This is a genomic window from Listeria aquatica FSL S10-1188 (genome assembly GCF_000525795.1).
In the GTDB taxonomy this organism is placed as follows: Bacteria; Bacillota; Bacilli; order Lactobacillales; family Listeriaceae; genus Listeria; species Listeria aquatica.
In genome coordinates, this window is sequence record NZ_AOCG01000005.1 from 1 (window position 1) to 23,299 (window position 23,299).

Consider the following 23,299-nt stretch of genomic DNA (forward strand, 5'->3'; position numbering starts at 1 on the left):
TAAGCGTGAAGCCCCCCCTCAAGATGAGATTTCCCATTTCTTTAAGAAAGTAAGATCCCTGAAAGATGATCAGGTAGATAGGTTTGGAGTGGAAGTATGGCGACATATGGAGCGGACAAATACTAATCGATCGAGGACTTAACCTTAAAAAGAACTTTCAGATTCTGGTTCACACGCTTTTCTTCTCTAGTTTTGAGAGAACGACGTTCTTTCATATTCCTTGTCTGGTGGCTATGGCGAGAAGGTCACACCCGTTCCCATCCCGAACACGGTAGTTAAGCTTCTCCGCGCCGATGGTAGTTGGGGGCTTCCCCCTGTGAGAGTAGGTCGCCGCCGGGCAAGATATTATTTTTCCACAGTAGCTCAGTGGTAGAGCAATCGGCTGTTAACCGATCGGTCGTAGGTTCGAGTCCTACCTGTGGAGCCATATCTTTCTTGGAGAGCTGTCCGAGAGGCCGAAGGAGCACGGTTGGAAACCGTGTAGGCGGGCAACCGTCTCAAGGGTTCGAATCCCTTGCTCTCCGTTTCCAAGATAGTGTTTATCAATTTTTGATATGGCCCGTTGGTCAAGCGGTTAAGACACCGCCCTTTCACGGCGGTAACACGGGTTCGAATCCCGTACGGGTCACTTTTTATTCTTTTTGGACAATTTATTTAGTTTACGGTAAAATATTATTTATGGAGGTTTAGCTCAGCTGGGAGAGCATCTGCCTTACAAGCAGAGGGTCAGCGGTTCGATCCCGTTAACCTCCACCATATTATTGTCGCGGGGTGGAGCAGTCTGGTAGCTCGTCGGGCTCATAACCCGAAGGTCGCAGGTTCAAATCCTGTCCCCGCAATTGTGGTTCCGTGGTGTAGGGGTTAACATGCCTGCCTGTCACGCAGGAGATCGCGGGTTCAAATCCCGTCGGAACCGCCATTTGGCTTGGTAGCTCAGTTGGTAGAGCACTTGATTGAAGCTCAAGGTGTCGGCAGTTCGATTCTGTCCCAAGCCATTTTTATTTATACGGAGGGATAGCGAAGTGGCTAAACGCGGCGGACTGTAAATCCGCTCCTTCGGGTTCAGTGGTTCGAATCCACTTCCCTCCACCATTTTTTATTCTAGGGGCATAGTTTAACGGTAGAACAGAGGTCTCCAAAACCTCCAGTGTGGGTTCGATTCCTACTGCCCCTGCCATGATAAATTTAATTGAATAGTGGCGGCTGTGGCGAAGTGGTTAACGCATCGGATTGTGGTTCCGACATTCGTGGGTTCGATTCCCATCAGCCGCCCCATTGTTAATTTTAATATTATTGGGCCATAGCCAAGCGGTAAGGCAATGGACTTTGACTCCATCATGCGTTGGTTCGAATCCAGCTGGCCCAGTCTTTAAAATTGCGGAAGTAGTTCAGTGGTAGAACATCACCTTGCCAAGGTGGGGGTCGCGGGTTCGAACCCCGTCTTCCGCTTTTTCTTTACTTAAAATTTATATGGCGCCATAGCCAAGTGGTAAGGCAGAGGTCTGCAAAACCTTCATCACCGGTTCAAATCCGGTTGGCGCCTCCATTTGCTTGATTTGAGTTAAGAAAAAGTTTATAATATTTGTGATATGCCGGCGTGGCGGAATTGGCAGACGCGCTGGACTCAAAATCCAGTGACCGCAAGGTCGTGCCGGTTCGACCCCGGCCGCCGGTATCGAAGTAACCCCAACACTTTAAGAGGTTTCTCTTTTTAAAGTATTGGGGCTTTTTATTGTTTATTTAAAAACTGACTACCATTTAGCTATAAAATCAGATAAAAGGGTAGCTGTTGTTTCTTTTTTTCAGCAGTTACATGTGTATAAATGTTTGCGATAGTATGAATGTCAGCATGATCTAATCGGGCGTGTACGTCTTTAAACGATGCTCCAGCCTCAAAAAAGTAAAGACGCACGCGTGTGTTTAAAGCTGTGAGTGCTTATTTTTCAGTTTGGAGTAACGACCAATAGATGGAGCGTAACCATGTTTTTATGCTGGTAGGATATATATAGCTTCCTTCTTTATTAAAAGAAAAAGGCTTGGTTGCTCGAAATTTTTGATTTAATATATTCACTTGTTCGATAAAATACATTTCCTGATCTTTTTTTCTTTTCTTTTACTCGACAGTGTAATTGATACTTCTGCATGATTCGCTGTCCTTTTTTTGTGATTAATCTTGTTTGTCCGATTTCTATTGATTTCTGCAATGATCTCTCGATAACCATAGATATACTATTTCCTAGCTGTCCATGAATCTAGTAGGTTTCTCCGTTTTGATACCATCGCCGCCAAGTTTTGACTTGACTCCCATTTTTGATATTGAATTCCAACATGATTTCTTGATTCGTTTTCCCCGCGGCTCTCATTTCCAGTACTTTTCTTTTTGTCTCCAAAGTACGCTACTCGTTTAATATTAAAAAACTCCATATTTATTCATTTTAATTGATTAATGAATTCAACAAGAGGTTTTTTATTTGAATCTTACTTTATGGGATCAGTGCCAAGGTCTCTCTTCGACTTTTTATTATTCAAGTAAATAAAAAATTACTAGGGATACTAGCTTAATGGTAAAAAAATTTATTCAGCACGCAGTGCCTTAAATGCTGCTTCATTAATAATATGCGGGAGGAAATTAATACCGGGAAGCATGTAAAAGTCGACAAGTGCTAGTTCTGATAAAGTCATTTCTTTTTGTAACGCAATAGCTGCAATATTAATTAGTTCATGGATTGCCCCATTGGCCATAATTTGGAACCCTAGCACTTTTTGATCATTTGGAGAATATAGCAACTTGAGTTGTACTTCTATTTTTGATAGTCCGTTATGGGTTTCTAGATTTTGCTGTTGTGCCAATAAAGCCAATGTTCAAATGGAACGATTTGCCTACTGTCCAACGGGTATTAGCAACTTTAAAGCAAAAAATCAATGGCAAGTCCGCAGCAGCAATCCACAATCGGGCAATATCATTTTCTTTGATTGGGATGGTGATAGTGTGAGTGATCACGTAGGAATTGTGGAGAAAGTAGAAAATGAAGTTGTTTACACAATTGAGGGAAATTCTGGAGATAGGATCGCCAGACGAATGTATAAAAAAGATAGTCCCTATATCATGGGGTATATCCCAATATAAAAATAAACAGAAGAAATTTATTTTTTTGATACTCTATATCCTTGCAATATTGTGAGGAAAATCTTGAAATATACTGTTAATGAGGTTATAATTAAGATGTTTGACAGAAAAATAATAGATAAAATTATGATTAAGGGATAAAAACACATTATGGTTGGTAGTCCATAAACATAACTTAAGTGTCAGTAACCTTCCCTCCTCGGGTTGTCCTTTTCCTTATTAGTTTATTTAGGGGAGGAATTTTAATGAAATTAACAGTTTATTTTGATGGAACTTATTGGTGTGGTTTGGTTGAATATGAAGGTTTATGTGGTGATTATAGAGCGACTAAGTACGTTTTTGGAACAGAGCCTAAAAACAGTGAAATAGAGGAATTTGTTCATTTAAAGCTTCAAGATGTTGTGGATAAGAATGACCAAAATTTGCTTCATAAAAATTCTACAGCAAACATTGAATATAAAGAAAAAAAGGGTTAATCCAAAGAAAATGCAACGTAAAATAAATAAAGAGAAGAATAAACCTGTGCTATCGACGAAAGCTCAATTATCTATGCAAGAATCGCGAGAACAATCCAAAATAATTAGAAAAAAAGCAAGCCAGACAAGATAAAGAACTTCAAAAAAAAGAAAAAAATTTGATTTGAAACAAGAAAAGAAAAAAGGAAAAGAAAAAGGGACACTAAACCTATATTATATAATAATTGTTTTAATAGTTGTATAATTTTTAGATGTGGGTGAAAACAGTTTTCAATAAATTAAAAAACGATAACTATCGGTAACTATGTTATTTATGGTTAGAAAGTTCCGGACTGTGGACAAATTATTGATTAATTTCGATAATTTGTCTTTTTGTCTTGGTAAAATAGTTTTAAAATATATAATAACTAATAGAGACAGATATCATGAATATAAAAGTACTCCTATTGACTGTGGAAGTTGCTCCTTAATTGCCAAGTGCAGTGAATCAAAAGAGAAAAAAGCTAATTCAGCGACATTTGCGGGAAGATGATAGGGAATGCTGTGAGTATATACGTCATTCCCTTGGAATAAAAGCAATATATAATAATCGTAAACAAACAGTTGAACAATTATTAGAAACGGCTAAAGAATTTCATGGGTGACATTACACTAATTTAAATTGGTAAAGAAAAAATGCACATAAAAATTTGGTTTACTTTTGCGTTCCTTAACATTAAAAAATTAGTTGAAAAACAAATCAACTATCCTCTAAGACTTTCTAAAAGATTAGAAAGTTCTTTTGCTTTTTTATGGAATCCTAAAAAATAAAAAATAATTAATAATATTGTATGATGATTTATATGATTCATTGTCATCAAAATTACTCTCCATTAGGGTAATACAATTTTTGAGAAATACAGAAAATGATTTTTCATAAAGTTGATGTGTGTCTATATGTAAAGTATTTTCCATTTTTTCGAAAAAATACTTTGCGCTTTTTAAATCATTTTTGTCAATAAATAAAATAATTATATTAAAGAAAAAAGAGAATGCTGATCTTTCATATATCCTTATTTCTGAAAAATCTATAAGATGGGAAATAACTTTTTCAGAATTTACAAATATATATGGTATTGGAAAAATCCACAAACAGTTTGTAAATATAGCAAGTTCAAAAATTCCCCATCTTTCGACTATATCCAAATGATTCATGAGTTTATTAATGTTATTCTTCTCATCTTTCAAAAATTCTTGATCATCTAAATTTTGCACTTTGATTAAACTTGATTTTATTTGTAGATAGCTCGCTAAATAAAAAAAAATCAGAAGTTTCGTCATATAGTCTTAATAGCCATGTTAGGTCTTTTTGTTTAATATATTGATTGCTATAAAAGTCTTTAATCATATGTTCACATATGAAGCGTTTTTGATCGTTAGTTTGTTTTAGTTGCAAGGTAAATTCTTCAATTGTTACATTCAATTTATCTATTATTTTTAAAAGTTTGGTAAAGGGGATATCTACAGTCAAATTTTCATAAGAGGCTAGCGTTTGTCGTGTACAAATTCCGGATGACAGTTTTTTCTTGAGTAAGTTTTCTTTCCTTTCTAATCTTATTCACTAACTCACCTGCAAGCATAAAATCCACTCCTTTTGTTTAAATATTTAACATTTAGACAATTATTTTTCTGATTTAAGTTATCTTTTAAATAGTTGAAGTAATGATTTTTTAAATATTCTGAATATTCAGGATGCGAAGCAGCTTAAGTCTATGCATTATTTATAATATTACGGAAGGAGGAAAAAGCATATGGTTCTAAATTTATTTTTAATTCCTTGGGAACTAATCCCTTGGGATTAGTTATTTAAAGTAAATTTTTTGAAAGCGTGAAAATTATTATTAATAGTAATCTAGTTAAAAAAATACCAAAAAGATTATGCGAAGAAAATATACTGATTGCAGATTATTTTATCACTCGGATTCCCAATTCAAATATCTATATTTCAAAAATTGTTGGTAGAATATATGTACTTAATTATATCAAAGAAGGGAAATTTTATCCATCACGTACTCCACTGTGCCAAATTAATTTATTGGGAATAGTTTATATTTTAATGATGGAAGAAGACGGTATTTTATTAAAAAAATATGTAAAGCAAGGGCAAATTATAGATTATAACTATCCACTGTTTCTAATACAAAAAACAAACCAACGAGGAGAGACATAATTAAGAGAGGTTATGTAAAATGAACGAAGTCGTTATTACAGGCATTGGTGTAATTAGTCCAGGAGGAAAAGATAAAAAAGAATTCTGGAGTAATACAGAAAAAGGCATTTCTTTTGTGGAGTTTGATGAAGAAATGGAAAAAATGAAGATATCTTCAAGCGTCAATTCAAAAATTCATGAAAATGTGGATACATTAATTGAAGGCTTTAAAGAAGTAAGAAATGAATCAAGATTCACAAAATTAGCTGTTTATGCAGCTGAACAAGCATTAAAGGACTCAAAAATTAATGATGGTAATACAGAGAGGAAAGATATAGGAATTATTAGTTGTTCAGCAATAGGAGGAACCCCAACTATACAAAAAATATATGAAGTATTAACTAATAAGGGAACAGAAAATTTGTCATACAAACCTGTAGGGAAAGAATTTTATAATGCAGGTATGTTCAATTTTCCAGGGGCTTACATGGCTCATAAATATAAAATGAAGAATATTTGCTATGCACTTTCTACGGGGTGTACGGCAGGCTTAGATGTTATAGGAGAAAGTTATAATCTCATAAAATCGGGTGTAGCTAAAGTAATTTTAACAGGTGGGGCTGAAGCACCTTTAACATCATTAACATACTCCACTTTAGATGTTATAAATGCGCTTTCTAAATGGAAAAATGACCCTTCAAAAGCTTCGCGCCCATTTGATATGAAGAGAGCAGGTTTTGTTATAGGAGAAAGCAGCGTATTTTTTGTTTTAGAAGAATTAAATCATGCAGTAAATAGAGGAGCGCATATTTATTGTAAGGTAGATTCATTTGCAAGTTATAATAATGCATACCACATGACTGATTTAAAAGAGTCTCTATATTTAGAAAAAGCAATGAGTCAAGCAATTAAACAATCAAAGAAAAATATTTCAGAATTTGGTTATATAAATGCTCATGGTAGTTCCACTAAACAAAATGATAAGTGCGAAACAGATGCTATTAAGTCAGCTTTTGGCAAGTATGCAAAAACAATACCTATTAGTTCCAGTAAATCTATGGTAGGACATCCTTTGTCTGTAGCTGGATTGGTTGGCACTTTAGCGAGTATAGGTGTGTTTGAATCTGGAATTTTGCCTCCTAACATTAACTACGAATACCCTGATCCTGAATGTGATTTATTTTATTTGCAAAAATGTAGAAAAGAAAATGTAAATACCGTCTTAACATCTGCTAGTGGTTTTGGTGGAATACATTCTGCATGTGTCTTAAGTAAATATAAAGGAGATTATTATGAGTAAAAAAATAGTAGTTACAGGCTTAGGAATAATCAACCCTTTAGGTAATACGATAGAAGAGTTTGAGTTTGGTATTTTAAAAGAAAAGTCTGCAATTTCAAAAATTACAAACTTTGATACTAGTAATTTCCCTTTTGAATTTGCTGGAGAAGTGAGAAATTTTAATACAACAAACTATATTAATCGGCGATTCATAAAAAAAAACAGATAAGTTTACGCAATTTGCATTAGCTGCAACATCTTGTGCAATTGAAGATTCGCATTTAAATCTTCAATTTTTAGAAACAGATAGAATTGGTATATATTTTGGAAATAATTCTGGAGGATGGAATATTTCAGAACGAGGTTTTGAAGAATTATATAAATTTGGACCTACTTTTGTAAATCCGTGGCAAGCAACGGCTTGGTTTCCAGCTGCTGCTCAGGGGTATATTTCAATAGCTAATTCAATTCATGGCACAAGTAAAAGTTACGTGGCTGACAAAGCCACTGGCGGTGTAGCTATGTTTTCAGCAATAAATTCAATTAAGAGAGGTGATAATGATATAGTAATTTGTGGAGGCACAGAAGCTCCGCTAACTCTTCTATCAGGTATTTGTCACTACGAAGCAGGGGAACTTTTAGATAAAAATGACGAAAAAGAAGGAATTCTTCCATTCTGTAGTAAATCTGACGGAACAATATTAGGAGAAGGAAGCTCAGTCTTAATACTTGAAGAATATGAACATGCACTTGATAGGAATGCTCCAATATATGCTGAAATAAAAAATATATCTACAAACTTTGGTGATGATTCTCTTGAATTAAATATGGAAAATTGCTTAGTACAATCAAAATTGGAGTATAAAGATATAGACCTATTATTACCCGAAGCAAATGGAATTGTTAAAAATGATAATGTTGAAAATCAAGCTATTTCAAATTTGAACTTAAAATACAATCATCAACCTAATTTAAAATTCCCTAAAAAATATTATGGACATCTATATGGAGCTCAAGCATCAACAGATGTTATTGCTGCAATATTATACTTAAAGAATGCAGATAAAAATAGCATAAAGACGAGAGCTTTAATTAATAATAGATCTAAAGAGGGAATTAACGTAAGCATTGCTATTGAGAAAATAGATTAAAAAGGAAGTTAAATAATGAATAAGGAAGAAATTATTGAATTTATCACGGATGAACTTTTAGATTTTGGTATTGAACCAGAAGAATTAAAAAAGGATGCTGATTTAATTAATGACTTAGGGTTGGATTCCACTGAAACAGTAGATTTATCTTTATCAATCAAAAAAAAGTACAATGTTTTGATCGAGTTTGGAGGAAGAGATAGTTTTAATTTATATGATCTTGTTACTGAGATTTATTCTAATGTGAAATAAATCTAAAAAGGCACTATGGAATCTGAAAAATTATTTTTCAGAAAATACAAAAATTAGGAGAATAGAAAATCATGAATGAACGTATAAAAAAAATATTATAATAGCGCTTACAATGAGAAGAAACCATCTCAACACGAATGGGTATCGGGAACAGCAAATCCTGAATTGGTAAATCTTGTTTTTAATGAAAAGATTCCTAATTCTTCAAAAATTTTAGAAATTGGATGTGGAATTGGTTCAGAATCAACTTTTTTAGCAGTGAGAGGTATGAATGTTACAGCAATGGATATTTCAGAATCAGCTATTCAAACAGCAACAAAAATAGCTGATTTATATGGAGTAAAAGTACATTGGAAAGTTGGAAATATTTTAACAGTTGACCTTTTAGAAAATCATTATGATGTTATCACTGATCAAGGATGTTTTCATCATTTATCAAATGATGAAAGAGAAATATATGTAAAACAAGTAAATAAGGCTTTAAAACCGGGAGGAATGTTGCTAATTAGGGGTTTTTCAGACAAAATGAAATATACTGCACCGCAGCCCCGATTGTTAACAAGTGACGATTTGATAAATACTTTCCATGATAAATTTGTATTAGAGAAATTAGAACGAGTTTTGTCTTTCTCTACTGAAACAAGACATAAACCTTTAGGTTGGTTTTCAATTTGGTATAAAAGAGAGTGATTGTAATGAATAATATAAAGGATTACATTTTTCAAAACGAAAAAGATAAAAATACTGATTCTAAAATAGCAATTATACAAGATCATCAAAGTATAACTTATAGTGAATTAGAGAACTTGATTGATAAATTTTCTCTAAAACTTATTTTGGATGGTGTTGAGAAAGGTAGTTTTATAGCATTATATATGACCGATTCAATTGATTTAATATCTTCTTTTTGGGGAGCAATACAGATTGGCGTGATTCCGGTACTAATAAATATTAAAACCTCGTTACCTATTTTAGAATATATATACAAAAATAGTAACTGTACTGCAATGTATCTAAATAAGACTATGAAAGATAAAGAAAGTGAGATTAACTTTACAAATAATATTTATTACTGGAGCGATTTTGAACAAAAACAAATATGTTGGCGAAAAGTAAAATTAATTGAAAATACAGAAACTCAACCCATATTTGTTCTCTATACTTCAGGAAGTACGGGTAAACCAAAAGGTGTGATCCATTCGCAAAAATCTATAAAAGCTATATGTGAAAATTACCAATACACAAATTGTAGATTTCAAAAAGAAGATACGATATTTTCAATGTCAAAAATACCGTTTGCTCTAGGGGTAGGAACAAGTTGTATTCTCTCACAGTATTGTAAAGCAACGCTCATTATATCTGAATTTGAGATTATTTCAAATATACAAAAATTGGCAAACAAAAATTCGCCTACTGTTTTAGTGGGCGTTCCGAGCATATATTCTTCCTTACTAGATTTATTTTCAAAAAATAACCTTTTGTTTGAATCACTTAGACTGTGTATTTGTTGTGGAGAACCGTTACCTCCAATAGTTTCTGAAAAATGGAAAGATAGATATGATGTACCTTTGTTTGAAGGAATGGGAACAAGCGAATTTTTATATATTTTTTTCCTTAACACCGATAAAACGGGTAAAAAGGTGGGGAGTGTGGGGATTCCTATATCAGGATATCAAACTTCTGTATTGGATGAACTGGAAAATCCTATTATTAATAGAATTGGAAATTTGTATATTGAGGGCTCATCCATAATGAAAGGATATATAGGTCAAACTCCTATTCAGGACAAAGGAATGTACACTGGAGATAAGTTTAAAATTGATTTAGATGGTTACTACTGGTATATGGGAAGAACAAATGATTTATTTAAAATTAATGGTGAGTGGTGTAAAGCTTCTGATATTGAATTCTTGATTTTGAATTATGAAGAGATTATTGAAGCAGCTGTTGATTTGCAATCAAACAACTCTTTGAACTATTTAGTTTATTACCTAGTGGTAAGTAATCCATTATCTTTTAATGTTACAAATTTCAAGAGATTTTTGCGAAAAAAAATTGAATGCTAGATTAAGACCACAAGAAATTGTTCTTGTAAATGAAATTCCTAAAGGAATAACTGGGAAGATCAATCGCTTAGAATTGAAGAAATTAGAACCAATTAAGACATTTACAAGTATATAGATTTATTAATAAAATAAGAAAGAGGAGGAGAAATCATGGAAAATAGACGTACGAAAAAAGATTATGGAGAGCTAGAGGTTCTTATTAGTCCGTCATTTCTTGAAAAATCAGAAGTTTTTGTTACTTTGTGTACAATTAATCCTAAAACTAAAGCTCCAGTGCATGTTCATGATTATAGCCAAGAACATATCTATATTATTGAAGGTGAAGGAGACTTGGTAATCGAAAATGAAATTCAAACTTTAACTAAAGGTGACATTGCAGCAGTGCCTATGGGAGTACCTCATACAATCAATAATGAGGGAGAAAAGCCTCTAAAAGCTCTTTTGGTTATGGCTCCTGTAGCACCGGAAGGACATCTAGGGCATAGAAATATTTAGAGGAGAAGGCATTAATGAAGATAATCGATTTGAGTTTGTTAGTAAACAATAATCCTTCGGAACCGTTAAAACTAAAAAAAAAGTAGAGTGACACATCAAAATGGTGCGAAACGAATTGCTAGTCGCACAGGATTACCACTTGATGTTTTTCCCAATCAAGAATATTTGTCTTTAGATACATTCGAGTTGTCTACGCATACTGGAACTCATATAGATGCTCCATTTCATTACGGAAGCAGATTTGATAAACAACTACAAAAAAAAAATTCATGAATTGCCTTTAGAATGGTTTTTTGGATGCGGGAAAGTGATTGATCTTTCGTTTATTTCTAAAGGAGAATTAATTGAAAAAGCTATAATTGAAAAGGCTGTTATATCTCAACAAATCGAAATAAACCCTATGGATATAGTTCTTATCTATACAGGAATGGATAAATATTGGGGAACAGAAGAATATTTTTCTAACTCTATTGGATTATCCAAAGAAGCGATACACTTTCTATTAGATTTTAATATAAAGGTAATAGGTATTGATTCCTATGGATTTGATAGATCTATTTCAAAAATGGTCAATGATTATAATGAAACAAAAAAAATTAGATGTTTTATGGCCTTCTCATTTTTATGGTAGAGAAAAAGAATACATTCAAATAGAACGACTCTGCAATTTAAGAGTTTTGTTAAATTTAAATCAGAATTTTAAGATTAGTTGTTTTCCAATAAATTTAGATGATGCAGATGCTTCTTGGGTTAGAGCTGTAGCTATTGTGGGATAATAAATGACTAAAATTGAGTTTGAGAGGGGGTTAGTATCGTGAAAGGGTATGTAGAAAATCAAATTACAATTTTGGGAGATTGTGAAAAAATATTTGAATATACTAATGATGTGTTAAACTGGTCGGAGTTATTTGATGAATATGAAACAGTAAAAGTTTTATTAAAAACTGAGAATGAAGTAACTTTTACTTTACGACACAAAAATGGAAATGAGTGGACTTCTAAACGAATAACAAATAGAAGTAAGATGAAAGTTAGAGGAAAACGAATGACTAGTATGTTCCCTTTTTCCAAAATGGATATTTATTGGTTTTATGAAAAACTACCTAGTGAAATAGGATGTACAATGTGTTGGATTCAAATTTTCAATCTGGATGAGTCTTTTGCTGAACATGAAGTTTATCGAATGGAAAGCTTTTTAAACAAAAATACTAGAAAAGAAATGAAACGAATAAAGAATATCTTAGAGGACAAGTGGAAAAATGATATTATCAGAAAGTGATTTAGATGTAGTTCTAATTGATAGTGTGTCACCAGTGTACATTTTTTTACATGGGCTAAACAATAACAAAGACTCTTGGAGTAATTGGAGAAAATACTTCAAGATTAAGCGAAAAAACTTTATCATATTTAATCGACCTGGGTATCAAAATTATGAAAAAGATAATTCAATGAAGTTTGATTTATCTTTTTATGTTTCGCTAATAGATTATTTAGTGAAGACTTATATAAAAAAAGATCAAAAAATTGTTCTTATAGGCCATTCTTTAGGAGGATTTATAGCAATCAACCAAGTCTTGAACAGTAGATATACTATCAATGGTCTAATTCTTTTAAATTCTTTTTATAGGTTTAGAACAGATAAACTAAATATTGATAGTAATCATGAACATTGGAGTATTGAATCTGATCTTAAATTAGTGAAGGACAATGATTTTACATCTTATTTAGGATTGATAAATACAAAGGTAATTATTATTCAAGGTAAAAATGATACTGTAGTTTCTGTTAGGGTTGGAAAAAAGATGCATGATAGTATAAATGGATCTAAATTGATAACTGTAGAAAATGCGAACCATAATTCTTTACTTGAATGCAGAAAAATGATTGTTGAACAAGCAAACTTAATTTTTAATACTATAAAATAAGTGGGGAATCTAAATATGAAGGTTAATTTTACATCAGAAGGAAATTTACCTATTTTGGGAATCTCAAAGATGAACTATTCGTATTTTGATAATAATATTGAAAGGTACTTGCGTTTTTTTTCAGTTGAAGAAAAAGAAGAAATAAACAAGATAAAAAAGAAAAAAAGAAACGTATACAAACAATAATTTCGCATCTAATGATTAAAAAGTATATTAGTCAAGAAGTTACAGATTTTTCTAGTTGGAATGAAGTTGTAATTTTAAAGAAAGAATCAGGCCAACCATATATTCTTGGAACTTCTTTATCAATTAGTATATCTCATTGTGACACTTATTGTTTTTTGGGGGAATAACAAAAAATTAATATAGTGATTGGTGTTGATTGTGAAAATATAATTTCTGATAGATTTATAAATCTTACTTCTGGTTTCATATTAAGTTGGAGTGTTAAAGAAGCGTTTTTAAAAAATGCTAGGAGTTGGGTTTAAATTTGGTATTGATTCTATAGAAATCGATTTTTCAAAGAAAAAGATTATATTGAATGAAAATTATAGACCATTATTTCACTATCAAAAAGTGTTTTTAGATACATTCATTGTAGACAATACTCTATTTAATATTTGCAGAGCATTAAAATAGAAAAACGAAATGGAGCTTTTATCATCCTCATTATTGTTTGAAATAGAAAAATTTTTGACCAAACACTTTCAATATCTATAAAAAAGATTTTGAGACTTATCTCAACGTTAAACTGTAGGCAAACTACTTTTCAGTGAATTTAGACTGAAAAATAGTTTGTCTTTTATTGTTTATAAAAAGGAAAAGGTTGATATGGAAGGGAAAATCTACACTTTGGAGTAAGCGCTTATGTTCTAGCTATCTTTAATTCTAAATTTTTTGTATTTCTGTGTCCTTTTTAATCCCAATTTTATTGTTAAAGAATGAAGGAGGAGAAACAATGGACCAATTTGATGAAAAGAGTGCAATCTATGAGCAGATGACCTTACTAATCGAAGAAAGGAGGAAAATCACTCAGTCCTATTTTGATCTAAAAGAGCGTTTAGAGAAATTGGATAGTCAGCCAAAGGAAATAAAATCATCGTTGATAATTCAAGACAACACCAAAAAGCTAAGTTCCGAAATAGAATATCAAAAATATATGGCTGAAAGAGGCCAAATGAAGAATGGAAGCATTTCTTATTCTGATATCAGTTTAAAAATAGCGTCTATATTAAAAGAAGCAGGACGTCCACTTTCTGGTAAAGAAATATTTACTTTGTTGAATGAAAAGCAGCCATCTAATCTTTCTTATGAAAATTTGACACATAATATTTTGCGGAGAATGAATGATGATTCCAAAGTAAATGTAGAGCGAGCGTATAGAGGTTATTGGCAATATAGATTACATTCATAAAATTATCTATTGGTATCTCTTCTTAAAAATTTTGGAAGAAGTGATAATAATGAATACTACAGATGATCGGATTAATGCTCAATTGACAAAATATTTTCAAACTGTCATCACTAATGCAGCAGCACAGTATTATAAAAAGAAATTCACATTAATCGAAAAGGAACTATCTGAAGAATCTCTTAATTTAGAAAATTCTTTGTTTGTAAACGAACTTACTATTGCCGATATCACTATCCTTGGAATCCCGTTAATCATTGAAAATAATGCCCTTTTACAAGCTATGGAAAAACTTTCTGAATCTGAACAATATTTTTTGATTGAAAAGTTTATATTTGATAAAACTGATCGAGAAATTGGCGAAGTATTAGGAATTTCCAGACAAGGTGTTACGAATTTGAAACATCGTTTATACAAAAGGCTTTATAGTCAATTATAAATTAAAAGATAGTTGTATTCACCTAATTCGTTCCCCTCCATCCTTTCTGCCGTAGTAGATGGTGATGTTAGAAGGGAGAAACGAAATGGAAAACCTAAAGGAAATATTTTTACTAGCAAAGTTAAATAACCAACAAGCAATCGAAAGACTAATAACTCGTTTTAGCCCATTGATGCATAAAATGGCATGGAAAACGGGAAATTATGATGAAGATTGTTTTCAAGAATGTGCTGTTGCATTTCTTATTTCAATCTCTAAATTTGAAATAAGAAAATAGTGATTAAGAGAGAGAAGTTACAAAAGCTTCTCTTTTTTTAATTTTTTTTGAGAAAATGTGTGTCTTTTTCCACGAGTTATTTATTGTTAATAGTGTAAGCAAATAAAAGCTCTTTGAAAATTGAATAGCCCATTTTTGAATTACGTTCCCTGTCATTCGAGCTAAGTGTAAACACGCCATAATCTAAAACGTAGCGATACATGTTTAACACTAAACTTGAAATAGGAATTCAAGTCGCCATGACAATGACAGTAAATAATGATACTTCCGTAAGGCTCGCCGTGAACTGGGGAGAGGTGAAATTCCTATGTGCTTTACCTAAAGCGATTTAAAAGTGGTTAAAAAATGAAATAGTTAACTAAGTAAAGTGAGTATGGATAGTTTAAAAATTAGAGGTGATAAATTTGGAACAGATCATTGAGTATCAGGCACATATCACATTGCCTGAAAATTTTGTTCTAATTCAAAAAGATGAATATAAAGCTTTAAAAGGATTAGGTTTTAAAGGAAACTGCGTTTCTGTAGAGGATTTTAGAAAGAAGCACACTTGCCTTAGTAGACCCATGTTTAATGAGCTAATTCTTTTAAATCCAAAATTCAAAAAGATGTTAGATATTAAAGAGAACCCTAATGGATGTGTTGCATATCCCAAAGGTGGTAGTTCAGGAAAATATTATATACTAGAAAGCAAATTATTAACGTTTATTGAAGAGAATTTTCCAGAAATTTTTACTTATGTTGGAAAAAATGAGGTATAATAATATTGACCATATATATAGCTGTTTAAACACTCATCTGGAAAGAGATGATGTTTGAATGGGTGTTAGCAAGCGTGGGACAAAATGGCGTGCCTTTATAAGTGTAAAAAGAGAAACTGGAGGATATGAAAATAAAGCATTAGGCAGCTTTTCAACTAAGTTTGAAGCCGTGAAAGCTGTAGAGTATGCACAATCAATTGCTTCAAAAGATGGACAAATGGCTTTTGAAGTCCCCTTTTATGAATACTTTGAATGGTTTTTTCAGAAATATAAAAAGGAATCTAGCTCAAGAAAGACTCAAGGACATTATCAAGATAGCAAGAGATACATTAAAAAACTATCTTGGAGAACTCTCACTATCTGATTTAACTAATGATAGGTATGTGGATTTATTAAATAGGTTCTCAAAAGATTATGCACCAGCTACACTTGAAAAATTCCATACTCATATGAGAGCATGTGTAAAACAAGCTTTTGCCCTAGGACATATCTCTGTTGAGTTCACTTCTGGAAGCTCTTTAAGGGGACTAGGGGATAAGACAAAGGAGAAACCAGTCTATCAAAAATATATTGATGATGCTCAGTATAAAAAGGTTGTGCAGTATGTAGTTCAACATAGAGATAAAGACTCCTCTATCTACTACGCAATAATTTTTGCTTTATTAACAGGATGCCGATTTTCTGAAATTGTTGGACTTACCATCGATGATCTGAATTTTGAGCAGGGTTTTATAGACATCAACAAGACCTATGACTACATTGAACCTCCTTCAAATTCGACTGATTGGCTTCCTTGTAAAAATGCCAATAGTTATCGAAAAGTAGAAATGTCACAGAATTTAGCCGAGCTTGTTAGAGAGTTATGGCAGTATCAATCAAAAAGATGCCAAGCTAGGAATATTCCAAATCCTCGTAAACAAGTTTTCTTTGATTGGCAAGAGGGGATATGTAATAACCGAAAAGCCAATATTGAGATTAAGAAAATTCTGGTTGAGTGTGGCATAACAGATAAGCCAAAATTTTCTATGCACTGTTGCCGACATACATTTGTTTCTTTCTTAATTTATCAAGGGTATGCTGTAGAAGAAGTGGCATTAATTGTTGGTGATATGCCAGAGGAAATTAGAAAAACATACTATCATGTTTTTCAAGAATACGATGCAAGAACTAGGTCTAAAACTCGAGGCTTAATGAACTCCCTTTTTTAAATCGTTATTTAATCATGAAAAAAGCGGGTGCGAAAATGGTGCGGGTAATTGAAATGTTTTTAAAGGTATTTTATGAAAACCGCTAAATAAAAGAGATTTGAAAACTATTTAATGGTATTTTTTATCATGTGGCTCTGGCCGCCGGTATCGTGATCCCCATTAATACTTATATAGTATTAATGGGGATTTTTTGATATGAATCATGGATTTAATTAACTTTGCCTTTACATTGTCTTAAAATAACACTTATCCAATAAATAATCTAAAAAATTTTAAGGGATGTTTGCTCGGTTTGTAGGCGGAGGGGTTTTAAAAGATTAAATCTTTTAAGGATGGTCACGTAAAAGGCTATCAACGAAATTTTGATAGTATTCACGATTATGCAAGGTATCGAAGGTGCATAAAATGGCTAACTCGCTATTGAATGAAATGGATGCGTTTCGAAAGGTGAATTTGGCGGTTTCATTGAAAACAAGAAGGCTATCTCCCTTTTTTAATACGAGCTCGTCACGGAGATACTCATTTTCTGGTTCAATTTGAATTTCAATTAGGTCGGAAATAGCATGGATTAACTGGAAAGAATAAGGCTCAATTAAGAAATTCTTTGTTTGGTTTTGATGGAGAATTTCGATTTTTGTCGCTAATCCATCACGGTAGATGAAATTGAAATCTTCACCGGAACCTAGGCTGGTCGTTTTGGCGCTACCGTCAAAGTGGTCAAGTTTGAATGGGGCCATTTTAACGATGCGCTCGGTCGAATTTTCTTGGTGGTATAAAGTGACATGGCCATGTAAGCTGATTAGGTCCCGTGTGTAACCGGGAAGGTCTGTGAAACGTGATTCTTTTTGATATAATTTAGTGCGCGAAATGCGCAAATCGAAGTCTTTGTTTTGGAATGAACGGTCATAAGGGAAAATTAGAATTTCAATGGAATCACCGCCGTTCCATTCGATCGTTTTATAGTCTTTTTGGTCAAGTATGATGTACAAAGCTTATTTCCCCCTAGTAATTGGTTATGTAATTAATCATACACAAAATGAGTCTTATTGACAACTTCACGAATATGTAAAGAATTTGTATTGACAAATGGTTCACAATCGGATATAGTTAGGGCGTAATGTAAGCGGTTTCTCAAAATGAAAAATATTCTTTATCTTGGTAAAGAATGAAAGGGTTTTAACTGTGAAACTTTTTTCGGTTTTTTTGGAATATATCGTTAGAAGTCAGTGTTTCCAATGGTTTAACCGATAAAAAGAAAGCGCTTAATTATAATGCCGCGGTTTCTTGTTCTATGAAAAGGAAAGGAGTGAAGTGGGAAGATAAAGGGAAGGCTTGGAATGGGAAAGCGGAGAAATGATTAGAAGGGAATGTATGTCAACATGATAAAGAATGATGCAATTGCAAAATCGATGACCATTAAGTTAGATGATATTTTGCCAGAAATGCCTTCTTTTACTGAAGGGATCAGGCGGGCACCTGATCGTGGATTTCGTCTTACAAAAGAACAAACAGAAATTGCGCTTAAAAATGCTTTACGTTACGTCCCTGAAAGATTTCATGAGCAAGTAATTCCTGAGTTTTTAGAAGAGCTGACAACGCGCGGACGAATTTATGCATATAGATGGCGTCCTGAAGGAAAGATTTATGGGAAATCAATTGATGACTATAAAGGGAACTGTACGGCGGCTAAAGCGATGCAAGTGATGATTGATAACAACCTTGATTTTGATGTTGCCCTTTATCCGTATGAACTCGTTACTTATGGTGAGACGGGGCAGGTTTGTCAGAACTGGCTACAATATCGTTTGATTAAGAAATATCTTGAAGTGATGACGGAAGAGCAAACGCTTGTCGTAGAATCTGGGCACCCAGTTGGGCTATTCAAGTCTAAAAAGGATTCCCCTCGTGTTATTATCACGAATGGCTTACTTGTTGGCGAATATGATAATTTGGATGACTGGGAAATTGCCGAGGAAATGGGGGTCACGAACTATGGGCAGATGACTGCCGGTGGTTGGATGTACATCGGACCGCAAGGAATCGTTCATGGCACCTTTAATACACTCTTAAATGCTGGACGCTTAAAACTAGGGATTCCAGATGATGGCGATCTGGCAGGGAAGTTGTTCGTTTCTTCTGGTCTTGGAGGTATGAGCGGTGCGCAAGGAAAGGCTGCTGAAATTGCGCATGCGGTAGCAATCGTTGCAGAGGTGGATCAGTCGCGGATTGATACGCGGCTTGAACAAGGCTGGATTTCGAAGCTAGCTCAAACGCCGGAAGAAGCGATAAAACTTGCGCAGGAATCTATGGCGAAAAAAGAAGCGATGTCGATTGCTTATCACGGCAATATTGTCGATTTGTTGGAATATATGGATGAACATAAAATACATGTGGATCTTTTGAGTGACCAAACGTCGTGTCACAATGCTTATAATGGCGGGTATTGTCCAGTTGGGATTTCTTTTGAAGAAAGAACTCGGCTTCTTAAAGAGGACCAACCTAAATTCCAAGAGTTGATCAACAAGACACTTGTGCGACACTTTAATGCGATTAAGCATTTGGTTGAACAAGGAACTTACTTCTTTGATTACGGGAATTCTTTCATGAAAGCTATTTTTGATGCAGGTGTGATGGAAATCTCGAAAAATGGACATGATGATAAAGATGGATTTATTTGGCCATCTTATGTAGAAGATATTATGGGACCGATGTTGTTCGATTACGGATATGGTCCATTCCGCTGGGTTTGTTTGAGCGGAAAACATGAAGATTTGGTAGCAACCGACCACGCGGCGATGGAAGCGATTGATCCAGAAAGACGCTATCAGGATCGGGATAATTATAATTGGATTCGTGATGCAGAGAAAAATCAACTGGTTGTCGGAACTGAAGCACGGATTCTTTATCAGGATGCACAAGGTCGGATTGATGTCGCGCTTAAATTTAACGAACTTGTTCGTGAAGGCAAGATTGGTCCTGTCATGATTGGCCGTGACCACCACGATGTTTCTGGAACGGATTCGCCATTCCGTGAAACTTCAAATATTCGTGATGGTAGTAATGTTACAGCGGATATGGCTGTCCAGTGCTACGCAGGGAATGCAGCGCGTGGAATGAGTTTGATTGCTCTTCATAACGGTGGCGGAACTGGGATTGGCAAATCGATAAATGGTGGTTTTGGTCTTGTTCTGGACGGCAGTGAGCTCGTGGATGAGATCATTCGCTCGGCAATTTCCTGGGATGTTATGGGCGGTGTTGCAAGACGAAATTGGGCTAGGAATGAACACTCGATGGAAACTTCGATTGCCTTTAATGAAGAAAAACAAGGAACGGATCACATTACGATTCCGTATTTGACGGATGATGAAGCGATTCGTGAGGCGGTTTCGAAATACGTAAAATGAAAGGCGGATACTGATGATTGCTGATAAGATCCTAACAAATTTAAATCAAATCTTTTGTCCGATTGACAAAGGAAGAGCTTTACGGGGAAGTGAAATGGGTGAAGCGAACATCATTCGACAAGGCTTTATCGCGATTCGTGAAGGAAAAATTTTGCGTGTAGCTGAAGGGGATCCGCCGGTTTCTCTCATAGGAGAACACACAAAAATAATTGACTGCAGTGGGAAAACGGCTTCTCCAGGATTAATCGATTCGCATACACACCTTGTGTACGGTGGAACGCGTGAAAATGAATTTGCCAAAAAATTGAACGGTGTTGCCTATTTGGATATTTTGAAAGAAGGCGGCGGGATTTTAAGCACGGTGAAGGCGACTCGAGCTGCTAGTTTTGCAGAGCTTTACGAGAAAACAGCTAAACTTCTTGAGCATATGCTTGTGCATGGTGTGACAACAGTTGAAGCAAAAAGTGGCTATGGTCTTGACTGGGAAACGGAAGAGAAACAAATGAAAGTTGCACATGAACTGGATCACCGTTTACCGGTTGATATCATTTCGACGTTCATGGCGGCACATGCGATTCCAGAAGAATATCGTGAAAATCCAGATGGGTTTATTGATTTGATCATCGAAGAAATGCTTCCCAAGGTAAAGGCAGATAATCTAGCGGAATTTTGTGATGTATTTTGTGAATCTGGTGTTTTCACTGCTGAACAATCAAGAAAACTACTGAGTGCAGCGAAAAAACAAGGCTTCAAGTTGCGGATTCATGCGGATGAAATTGAATCTATCGGTGGTGTGAGCGTTGCAGCAGAACTTGGTGCGACGAGTGCGGAACATTTGATGGTGATTACAGACGAGGATATTGACAAACTTAGCCAAGCAAATGTGATTGGAAATCTGCTTCCAGCAACAACGTTTAGTTTGATGGAAGACACCTATGCGCCTGCTCAGAAAATGTTAGATCATGATATGGCCATTACCCTTTCGACAGATAGCAATCCAGGTAGTTGTCCAACGGCAAACATGCAGTTCATCATGCAGCTTGGCTGTTTTGCTGATAAATTAACGCCAATTGAAGTTTTTAATGCGGTGACAATTAATGCGGCATATGTAGTGGATCGCGGTGATTCTATTGGAAGCTTAGATGAAGGGAAATTAGCAGATATTACGCTGTTTGACGCACCAAATATTGATTATCCTCTTTATTTCTTTGCGACAAACCTTGTAACAGATGTCTATAAAAAAGGTGAACTTGTAGTTAAGAATCGCCAAATGATTTAAAAAGGAGATAAAGAAACCATGGCAAAATTAGTTGAATGTATTCCGAATTTTAGTGAAGGTCAAAATCAAGAAGTGATCGATGGTTTAGTAAAAACAGCAACGGGTGTACCAGGTGTTTCCTTGCTTGACCATTCGTCAGATCCGAGTCATAACCGCAGTGTCTTTACACTAGTTGGAGATGAGGCGGGTATTCAAGAAGTGGCCTTCCAACTTGTGAAGTTCGCAAGTGAAAAAATTGATATGACAAAACAACATGGTGAACACCCACGTATGGGAGCAACAGACGTTGTGCCTTTTGTTCCTGTAAAAGATGTCACAATGGAAGAATGTATCGAAATTTCAAAAAAGGTGGCAGAACGAATCAATCGCGAGCTATCGATTCCGATTTTCCTTTACGAAGAATCCGCAGCGACACCGGATCGGAAAAACTTAGCGAAAGTTCGTAAAGGTCAATTCGAAGGTATGCCGGAAAAATTAAAGGAACCAGAATGGGCACCTGATTACGGGGAACGCAAAATCCACCCCACAGCCGGAATTACTGCTGTTGGAGCACGGATGCCGCTTGTAGCGTTTAACGTGAACTTAGATACGGATAATGTGGAAATCGCGAAGAAAATTGCCAAAGTAGTACGTGGTTCGAGTGGCGGATTTAAATACTGCAAAGGAATCGGGCTTTTACTTGAAGACCGCAACATTGCTCAAGTGTCTATGAACATGGTGAACTATGAAGGAACACCGCTTTATCGGACGTTTGAAACAATCCGCTTTGAAGCAAAACGCTATGGTGTAGGAATTATTGGTAGTGAAGTGATTGGTCTTACCCCTGCCAAAGCACTAATTGATTGTGCAGAATATTATTTGCAAATTGAAGACTTTGATGAGAAAAAACAAATTCTAGAAAATCATTTACTGGGTTAGGGGAGTGCGAGATGAAATTAGTTGATATGAAAATTACAGAATTCGTTGATGTACTTGGTTCAGATGCGCCAGCTCCAGGTGGTGGTTCAGCTTCAGCTCTTGCTGCGAGTGTGGGTTCAGCACTTACGATGATGGTTGCGCAACTAACAATTGGTAAAAAGAAATATGTTGAATATGATGAGTTGATGAAACAAGTATTAAAAGAAGCAACGGAAGTCAATCAAGCTTTGCTTGAAGCGATTGATAAGGATACGGAAGCATTTAATCAGGTTTCAGCTGTTTTTTCTATGCCAAAAGAAACTGATGAAGAAAAAGCAGCTCGAAAAGAAGCTATGCAAAAGGCGCTTAAGCTAGCTGCTGAAGCCCCATATGACATCATGACTTTAGCGAGTAAAGCTATTACGATTACGGGAAGAGCGGTTGGCAAGTCCAATGTTAATGCTGCTAGTGATTTGGGTGTTGCGGCGCTTAATCTTAAATCAGGATTGCAAGGAGCTTGGTTAAATGTCTTAATCAACCTTTCAGGAATCAAAGATGAAGCTTTTGTTGCAAAATACAAAAAAGATGGAGAAGCATTACTACAAACAAGCTGTGATAGAGCCGATGAAATTTATCAAGCGATTTTAGAAATCGTATAAAAAAGGAG

At 34.5% G+C, this 23,299-nt stretch carries 25 protein-coding genes, 14 tRNA genes, 2 rRNA genes and 3 pseudogenes; 40 read left to right on the top strand and 4 right to left on the bottom strand.

The genetic code is table 11. The features are described from left to right. From MAQA_RS03630 to MAQA_RS03705, 16 genes are all read left to right on the top strand, one after another. A 23S ribosomal RNA gene (locus MAQA_RS03630) occupies window positions 1-146 on the top strand; the annotation flags it as partial. A gap of 77 nt (window positions 147-223) precedes the next feature. Further along, window positions 224-339, top strand: a 5S ribosomal RNA gene (gene rrf / locus MAQA_RS03635). A gap of 13 nt (window positions 340-352) precedes the next feature. Continuing rightward, a tRNA-Asn gene (locus MAQA_RS03640) sits at window positions 353-427 on the top strand. Between the two features lie 10 nt (window positions 428-437). Next, window positions 438-524, top strand: a tRNA-Ser gene (locus MAQA_RS03645). 32 nt (window positions 525-556) lie between these two features. After that, window positions 557-628: transfer RNA gene (locus MAQA_RS03650), tRNA-Glu, on the top strand. A gap of 52 nt (window positions 629-680) precedes the next feature. Beyond that, a tRNA-Val gene (locus tag MAQA_RS03655) sits at window positions 681-756 on the top strand. 9 nt (window positions 757-765) lie between these two features. Further along, window positions 766-839 (top strand) — tRNA-Met (locus MAQA_RS03660). Window positions 840-843: 4 nt separating this feature from the next. Then, window positions 844-919, top strand: a tRNA-Asp gene (locus MAQA_RS03665). Window positions 920-922: 3 nt separating this feature from the next. Beyond that, window positions 923-995, top strand: a tRNA-Phe gene (locus tag MAQA_RS03670). Window positions 996-1,008: 13 nt separating this feature from the next. Further along, window positions 1,009-1,092, top strand: a tRNA-Tyr gene (locus tag MAQA_RS03675). Window positions 1,093-1,103: 11 nt separating this feature from the next. Beyond that, window positions 1,104-1,177, top strand: a tRNA-Trp gene (locus MAQA_RS03680). 22 nt (window positions 1,178-1,199) lie between these two features. Further along, window positions 1,200-1,275, top strand: a tRNA-His gene (locus MAQA_RS03685). A 19-nt stretch (window positions 1,276-1,294) separates the two neighbouring features. Continuing rightward, window positions 1,295-1,366: transfer RNA gene (locus MAQA_RS03690), tRNA-Gln, on the top strand. Window positions 1,367-1,377: 11 nt separating this feature from the next. After that, window positions 1,378-1,449: transfer RNA gene (locus MAQA_RS03695), tRNA-Gly, on the top strand. A 23-nt stretch (window positions 1,450-1,472) separates the two neighbouring features. Further along, a tRNA-Cys gene (locus tag MAQA_RS03700) sits at window positions 1,473-1,546 on the top strand. A 45-nt stretch (window positions 1,547-1,591) separates the two neighbouring features. Further along, a tRNA-Leu gene (locus MAQA_RS03705) sits at window positions 1,592-1,675 on the top strand. An 899-nt stretch (window positions 1,676-2,574) separates the two neighbouring features. Here the strand turns inward: MAQA_RS03705 and MAQA_RS03715 are convergent. Then, window positions 2,575-2,787: a hypothetical protein gene (locus MAQA_RS03715; protein WP_036071528.1), complete on the bottom strand. Its 213-nt coding sequence runs from the start codon at window positions 2,785-2,787 to the stop codon at window positions 2,575-2,577. Window position 2,788: 1 nt separating this feature from the next. On the opposite strand from MAQA_RS03715, the gene MAQA_RS03720 reads away from it, so the two are divergent. The 4 genes and pseudogenes from MAQA_RS03720 to MAQA_RS14095 all read left to right on the top strand — a co-directional run. Next, on the top strand, window positions 2,789-3,127 hold the full coding sequence (locus MAQA_RS03720; RefSeq protein WP_036071531.1) for a CHAP domain-containing protein: 339 nt from the start codon (window positions 2,789-2,791) through the stop codon (window positions 3,125-3,127). 245 nt (window positions 3,128-3,372) lie between these two features. Next, window positions 3,373-3,603 (top strand): DUF2992 family protein, encoded by a 231-nt coding sequence (locus MAQA_RS13520; RefSeq protein WP_052008446.1) that lies wholly within the window; start codon window positions 3,373-3,375, stop codon window positions 3,601-3,603. Then, window positions 3,539-3,736, top strand: coding sequence for a DUF2992 family protein (locus MAQA_RS16555; protein WP_420911924.1), 198 nt, complete (start codon window positions 3,539-3,541; stop codon window positions 3,734-3,736). Before MAQA_RS13520 ends, MAQA_RS16555 begins: the two co-directional genes overlap by 65 nt. 264 nt (window positions 3,737-4,000) lie before the next feature. After that, window positions 4,001-4,335: pseudogene (locus MAQA_RS14095) on the top strand (transposase); the annotation flags it as partial. Between the two features lie 57 nt (window positions 4,336-4,392). Here the strand turns inward: MAQA_RS14095 and MAQA_RS03735 are convergent. Both MAQA_RS03735 and MAQA_RS16560 read right to left on the bottom strand, forming a co-directional pair. Next, complete coding sequence (locus MAQA_RS03735) at window positions 4,393-4,857, bottom strand: Rgg family transcriptional regulator (protein WP_036071532.1); 465 nt, start codon at window positions 4,855-4,857, stop codon at window positions 4,393-4,395. Beyond that, window positions 4,841-5,200 carry a helix-turn-helix domain-containing protein gene (locus MAQA_RS16560; RefSeq protein ID WP_420911925.1) on the bottom strand — a complete coding sequence of 120 codons (360 nt, stop codon included), beginning with the start codon at window positions 5,198-5,200 and terminating at the stop codon, window positions 4,841-4,843. The genes MAQA_RS03735 and MAQA_RS16560 overlap by 17 nt, the downstream gene beginning before the upstream one ends. 270 nt (window positions 5,201-5,470) lie before the next feature. On the opposite strand from MAQA_RS16560, the gene MAQA_RS03745 reads away from it, so the two are divergent. From MAQA_RS03745 to MAQA_RS03815, 16 genes and pseudogenes are all read left to right on the top strand, one after another. Continuing rightward, window positions 5,471-5,812, top strand: coding sequence for a hypothetical protein (locus MAQA_RS03745; protein WP_036071536.1), 342 nt, complete (start codon window positions 5,471-5,473; stop codon window positions 5,810-5,812). 19 nt (window positions 5,813-5,831) lie between these two features. Next, a complete protein-coding gene (locus MAQA_RS03750) occupies window positions 5,832-7,091 on the top strand; it encodes a beta-ketoacyl-[acyl-carrier-protein] synthase family protein (RefSeq protein ID WP_036071539.1) in 1,260 nt (419 codons plus the stop codon). Further along, window positions 7,084-7,299, top strand: a complete 216-nt coding sequence (locus MAQA_RS16015) for a beta-ketoacyl synthase N-terminal-like domain-containing protein (protein ID WP_052008447.1) — start codon at window positions 7,084-7,086, stop codon at window positions 7,297-7,299. Before MAQA_RS03750 ends, MAQA_RS16015 begins: the two co-directional genes overlap by 8 nt. A gap of 37 nt (window positions 7,300-7,336) precedes the next feature. Then, the gene (locus tag MAQA_RS16020) at window positions 7,337-8,221 is read left to right on the top strand and encodes a beta-ketoacyl synthase N-terminal-like domain-containing protein (RefSeq protein WP_277619934.1); all 885 of its coding nucleotides are present in this window, start codon (window positions 7,337-7,339) and stop codon (window positions 8,219-8,221) included. Between the two features lie 15 nt (window positions 8,222-8,236). Next, entirely contained in the window at window positions 8,237-8,473 is a 237-nt protein-coding gene (locus MAQA_RS03760; protein ID WP_036071542.1) for a phosphopantetheine-binding protein, read from the top strand. A gap of 141 nt (window positions 8,474-8,614) precedes the next feature. Continuing rightward, window positions 8,615-9,163 (top strand): annotated as a pseudogene (locus tag MAQA_RS03765) (class I SAM-dependent methyltransferase); the annotation flags it as partial. A 5-nt stretch (window positions 9,164-9,168) separates the two neighbouring features. Beyond that, window positions 9,169-10,539, top strand: coding sequence for an AMP-binding protein (locus MAQA_RS03770; protein WP_036071545.1), 1,371 nt, complete (start codon window positions 9,169-9,171; stop codon window positions 10,537-10,539). Window positions 10,540-10,689: 150 nt separating this feature from the next. Next, window positions 10,690-11,034, top strand: a complete 345-nt coding sequence (locus MAQA_RS03775; protein WP_036071548.1) for a cupin domain-containing protein — start codon at window positions 10,690-10,692, stop codon at window positions 11,032-11,034. Between the two features lie 87 nt (window positions 11,035-11,121). Further along, window positions 11,122-11,665: pseudogene (locus tag MAQA_RS14850) on the top strand (cyclase family protein). A gap of 183 nt (window positions 11,666-11,848) precedes the next feature. Beyond that, on the top strand, window positions 11,849-12,313 hold the full coding sequence (locus tag MAQA_RS13535; protein ID WP_052008449.1) for an SRPBCC family protein: 465 nt from the start codon (window positions 11,849-11,851) through the stop codon (window positions 12,311-12,313). Next, the gene (locus MAQA_RS03790; protein WP_036071550.1) at window positions 12,294-12,959 is read left to right on the top strand and encodes an alpha/beta fold hydrolase; all 666 of its coding nucleotides are present in this window, start codon (window positions 12,294-12,296) and stop codon (window positions 12,957-12,959) included. The genes MAQA_RS13535 and MAQA_RS03790 overlap by 20 nt, the downstream gene beginning before the upstream one ends. A gap of 958 nt (window positions 12,960-13,917) precedes the next feature. Beyond that, on the top strand, window positions 13,918-14,373 hold the full coding sequence (locus tag MAQA_RS03795) for a hypothetical protein (RefSeq protein ID WP_036071552.1): 456 nt from the start codon (window positions 13,918-13,920) through the stop codon (window positions 14,371-14,373). 49 nt (window positions 14,374-14,422) lie between these two features. Continuing rightward, complete coding sequence (locus tag MAQA_RS03800; RefSeq protein ID WP_036071554.1) at window positions 14,423-14,809, top strand: sigma-70 family RNA polymerase sigma factor; 387 nt, start codon at window positions 14,423-14,425, stop codon at window positions 14,807-14,809. 85 nt (window positions 14,810-14,894) lie between these two features. After that, entirely contained in the window at window positions 14,895-15,086 is a 192-nt protein-coding gene (locus tag MAQA_RS03805; protein WP_036071557.1) for a helix-turn-helix domain-containing protein, read from the top strand. Window positions 15,087-15,490: 404 nt separating this feature from the next. Continuing rightward, complete coding sequence (locus tag MAQA_RS03810) at window positions 15,491-15,844, top strand: DUF771 domain-containing protein (RefSeq protein ID WP_206537523.1); 354 nt, start codon at window positions 15,491-15,493, stop codon at window positions 15,842-15,844. Window positions 15,845-16,083: 239 nt separating this feature from the next. Further along, window positions 16,084-17,052, top strand: a complete 969-nt coding sequence (locus MAQA_RS03815; protein ID WP_206537524.1) for a site-specific integrase — start codon at window positions 16,084-16,086, stop codon at window positions 17,050-17,052. 326 nt (window positions 17,053-17,378) lie between these two features. Here MAQA_RS03815 and MAQA_RS03820 read toward each other — a convergent pair whose 3' ends face one another. Next, entirely contained in the window at window positions 17,379-18,041 is a 663-nt protein-coding gene (locus MAQA_RS03820) for a HutD family protein (protein ID WP_036071560.1), read from the bottom strand. A 390-nt stretch (window positions 18,042-18,431) separates the two neighbouring features. On the opposite strand from MAQA_RS03820, the gene MAQA_RS03825 reads away from it, so the two are divergent. The 4 genes from MAQA_RS03825 to MAQA_RS03840 are packed head-to-tail and all read left to right on the top strand — an operon-like array spanning window position 18,432 to window position 23,291. Continuing rightward, window positions 18,432-20,456 (top strand): urocanate hydratase, encoded by a 2,025-nt coding sequence (locus tag MAQA_RS03825; protein WP_036071563.1) that lies wholly within the window; start codon window positions 18,432-18,434, stop codon window positions 20,454-20,456. A 13-nt stretch (window positions 20,457-20,469) separates the two neighbouring features. After that, complete coding sequence (gene hutI / locus MAQA_RS03830; protein ID WP_036071565.1) at window positions 20,470-21,735, top strand: imidazolonepropionase; 1,266 nt, start codon at window positions 20,470-20,472, stop codon at window positions 21,733-21,735. Window positions 21,736-21,753: 18 nt separating this feature from the next. Beyond that, complete coding sequence (gene ftcD / locus MAQA_RS03835; protein ID WP_036071568.1) at window positions 21,754-22,653, top strand: glutamate formimidoyltransferase; 900 nt, start codon at window positions 21,754-21,756, stop codon at window positions 22,651-22,653. A gap of 11 nt (window positions 22,654-22,664) precedes the next feature. Continuing rightward, window positions 22,665-23,291, top strand: coding sequence for a cyclodeaminase/cyclohydrolase family protein (locus MAQA_RS03840; RefSeq protein WP_036071570.1), 627 nt, complete (start codon window positions 22,665-22,667; stop codon window positions 23,289-23,291). The last annotated feature ends 8 nt before the right edge of the window (window positions 23,292-23,299 follow it).

Coding starts and splice junctions, on each gene's coding strand:
- MAQA_RS03800 (WP_036071554.1), top strand. CDS start 14,423: ATGAATACTACAGATGATCGGATTAATGCTCAATTGACAAAATATTTT.
- MAQA_RS03770 (WP_036071545.1), top strand. CDS start 9,169: ATGAATAATATAAAGGATTACATTTTTCAAAACGAAAAAGATAAAAAT.
- MAQA_RS16015 (WP_052008447.1), top strand. CDS start 7,084: ATGAGTAAAAAAATAGTAGTTACAGGCTTAGGAATAATCAACCCTTTA.
- MAQA_RS03760 (WP_036071542.1), top strand. CDS start 8,237: ATGAATAAGGAAGAAATTATTGAATTTATCACGGATGAACTTTTAGAT.
- MAQA_RS03795 (WP_036071552.1), top strand. CDS start 13,918: ATGGACCAATTTGATGAAAAGAGTGCAATCTATGAGCAGATGACCTTA.
- MAQA_RS03805 (WP_036071557.1), top strand. CDS start 14,895: ATGGAAAACCTAAAGGAAATATTTTTACTAGCAAAGTTAAATAACCAA.
- MAQA_RS03790 (WP_036071550.1), top strand. CDS start 12,294: ATGATATTATCAGAAAGTGATTTAGATGTAGTTCTAATTGATAGTGTG.
- MAQA_RS03815 (WP_206537524.1), top strand. CDS start 16,084: ATGAATACTTTGAATGGTTTTTTCAGAAATATAAAAAGGAATCTAGCT.
- MAQA_RS03840 (WP_036071570.1), top strand. CDS start 22,665: ATGAAATTAGTTGATATGAAAATTACAGAATTCGTTGATGTACTTGGT.
- hutI (WP_036071565.1), top strand. CDS start 20,470: ATGATTGCTGATAAGATCCTAACAAATTTAAATCAAATCTTTTGTCCG.
- MAQA_RS13520 (WP_052008446.1), top strand. CDS start 3,373: ATGAAATTAACAGTTTATTTTGATGGAACTTATTGGTGTGGTTTGGTT.
- MAQA_RS03775 (WP_036071548.1), top strand. CDS start 10,690: ATGGAAAATAGACGTACGAAAAAAGATTATGGAGAGCTAGAGGTTCTT.
- MAQA_RS03825 (WP_036071563.1), top strand. CDS start 18,432: ATGATAAAGAATGATGCAATTGCAAAATCGATGACCATTAAGTTAGAT.
- ftcD (WP_036071568.1), top strand. CDS start 21,754: ATGGCAAAATTAGTTGAATGTATTCCGAATTTTAGTGAAGGTCAAAAT.
- MAQA_RS03750 (WP_036071539.1), top strand. CDS start 5,832: ATGAACGAAGTCGTTATTACAGGCATTGGTGTAATTAGTCCAGGAGGA.
- MAQA_RS16555 (WP_420911924.1), top strand. CDS start 3,539: ATGACCAAAATTTGCTTCATAAAAATTCTACAGCAAACATTGAATATA.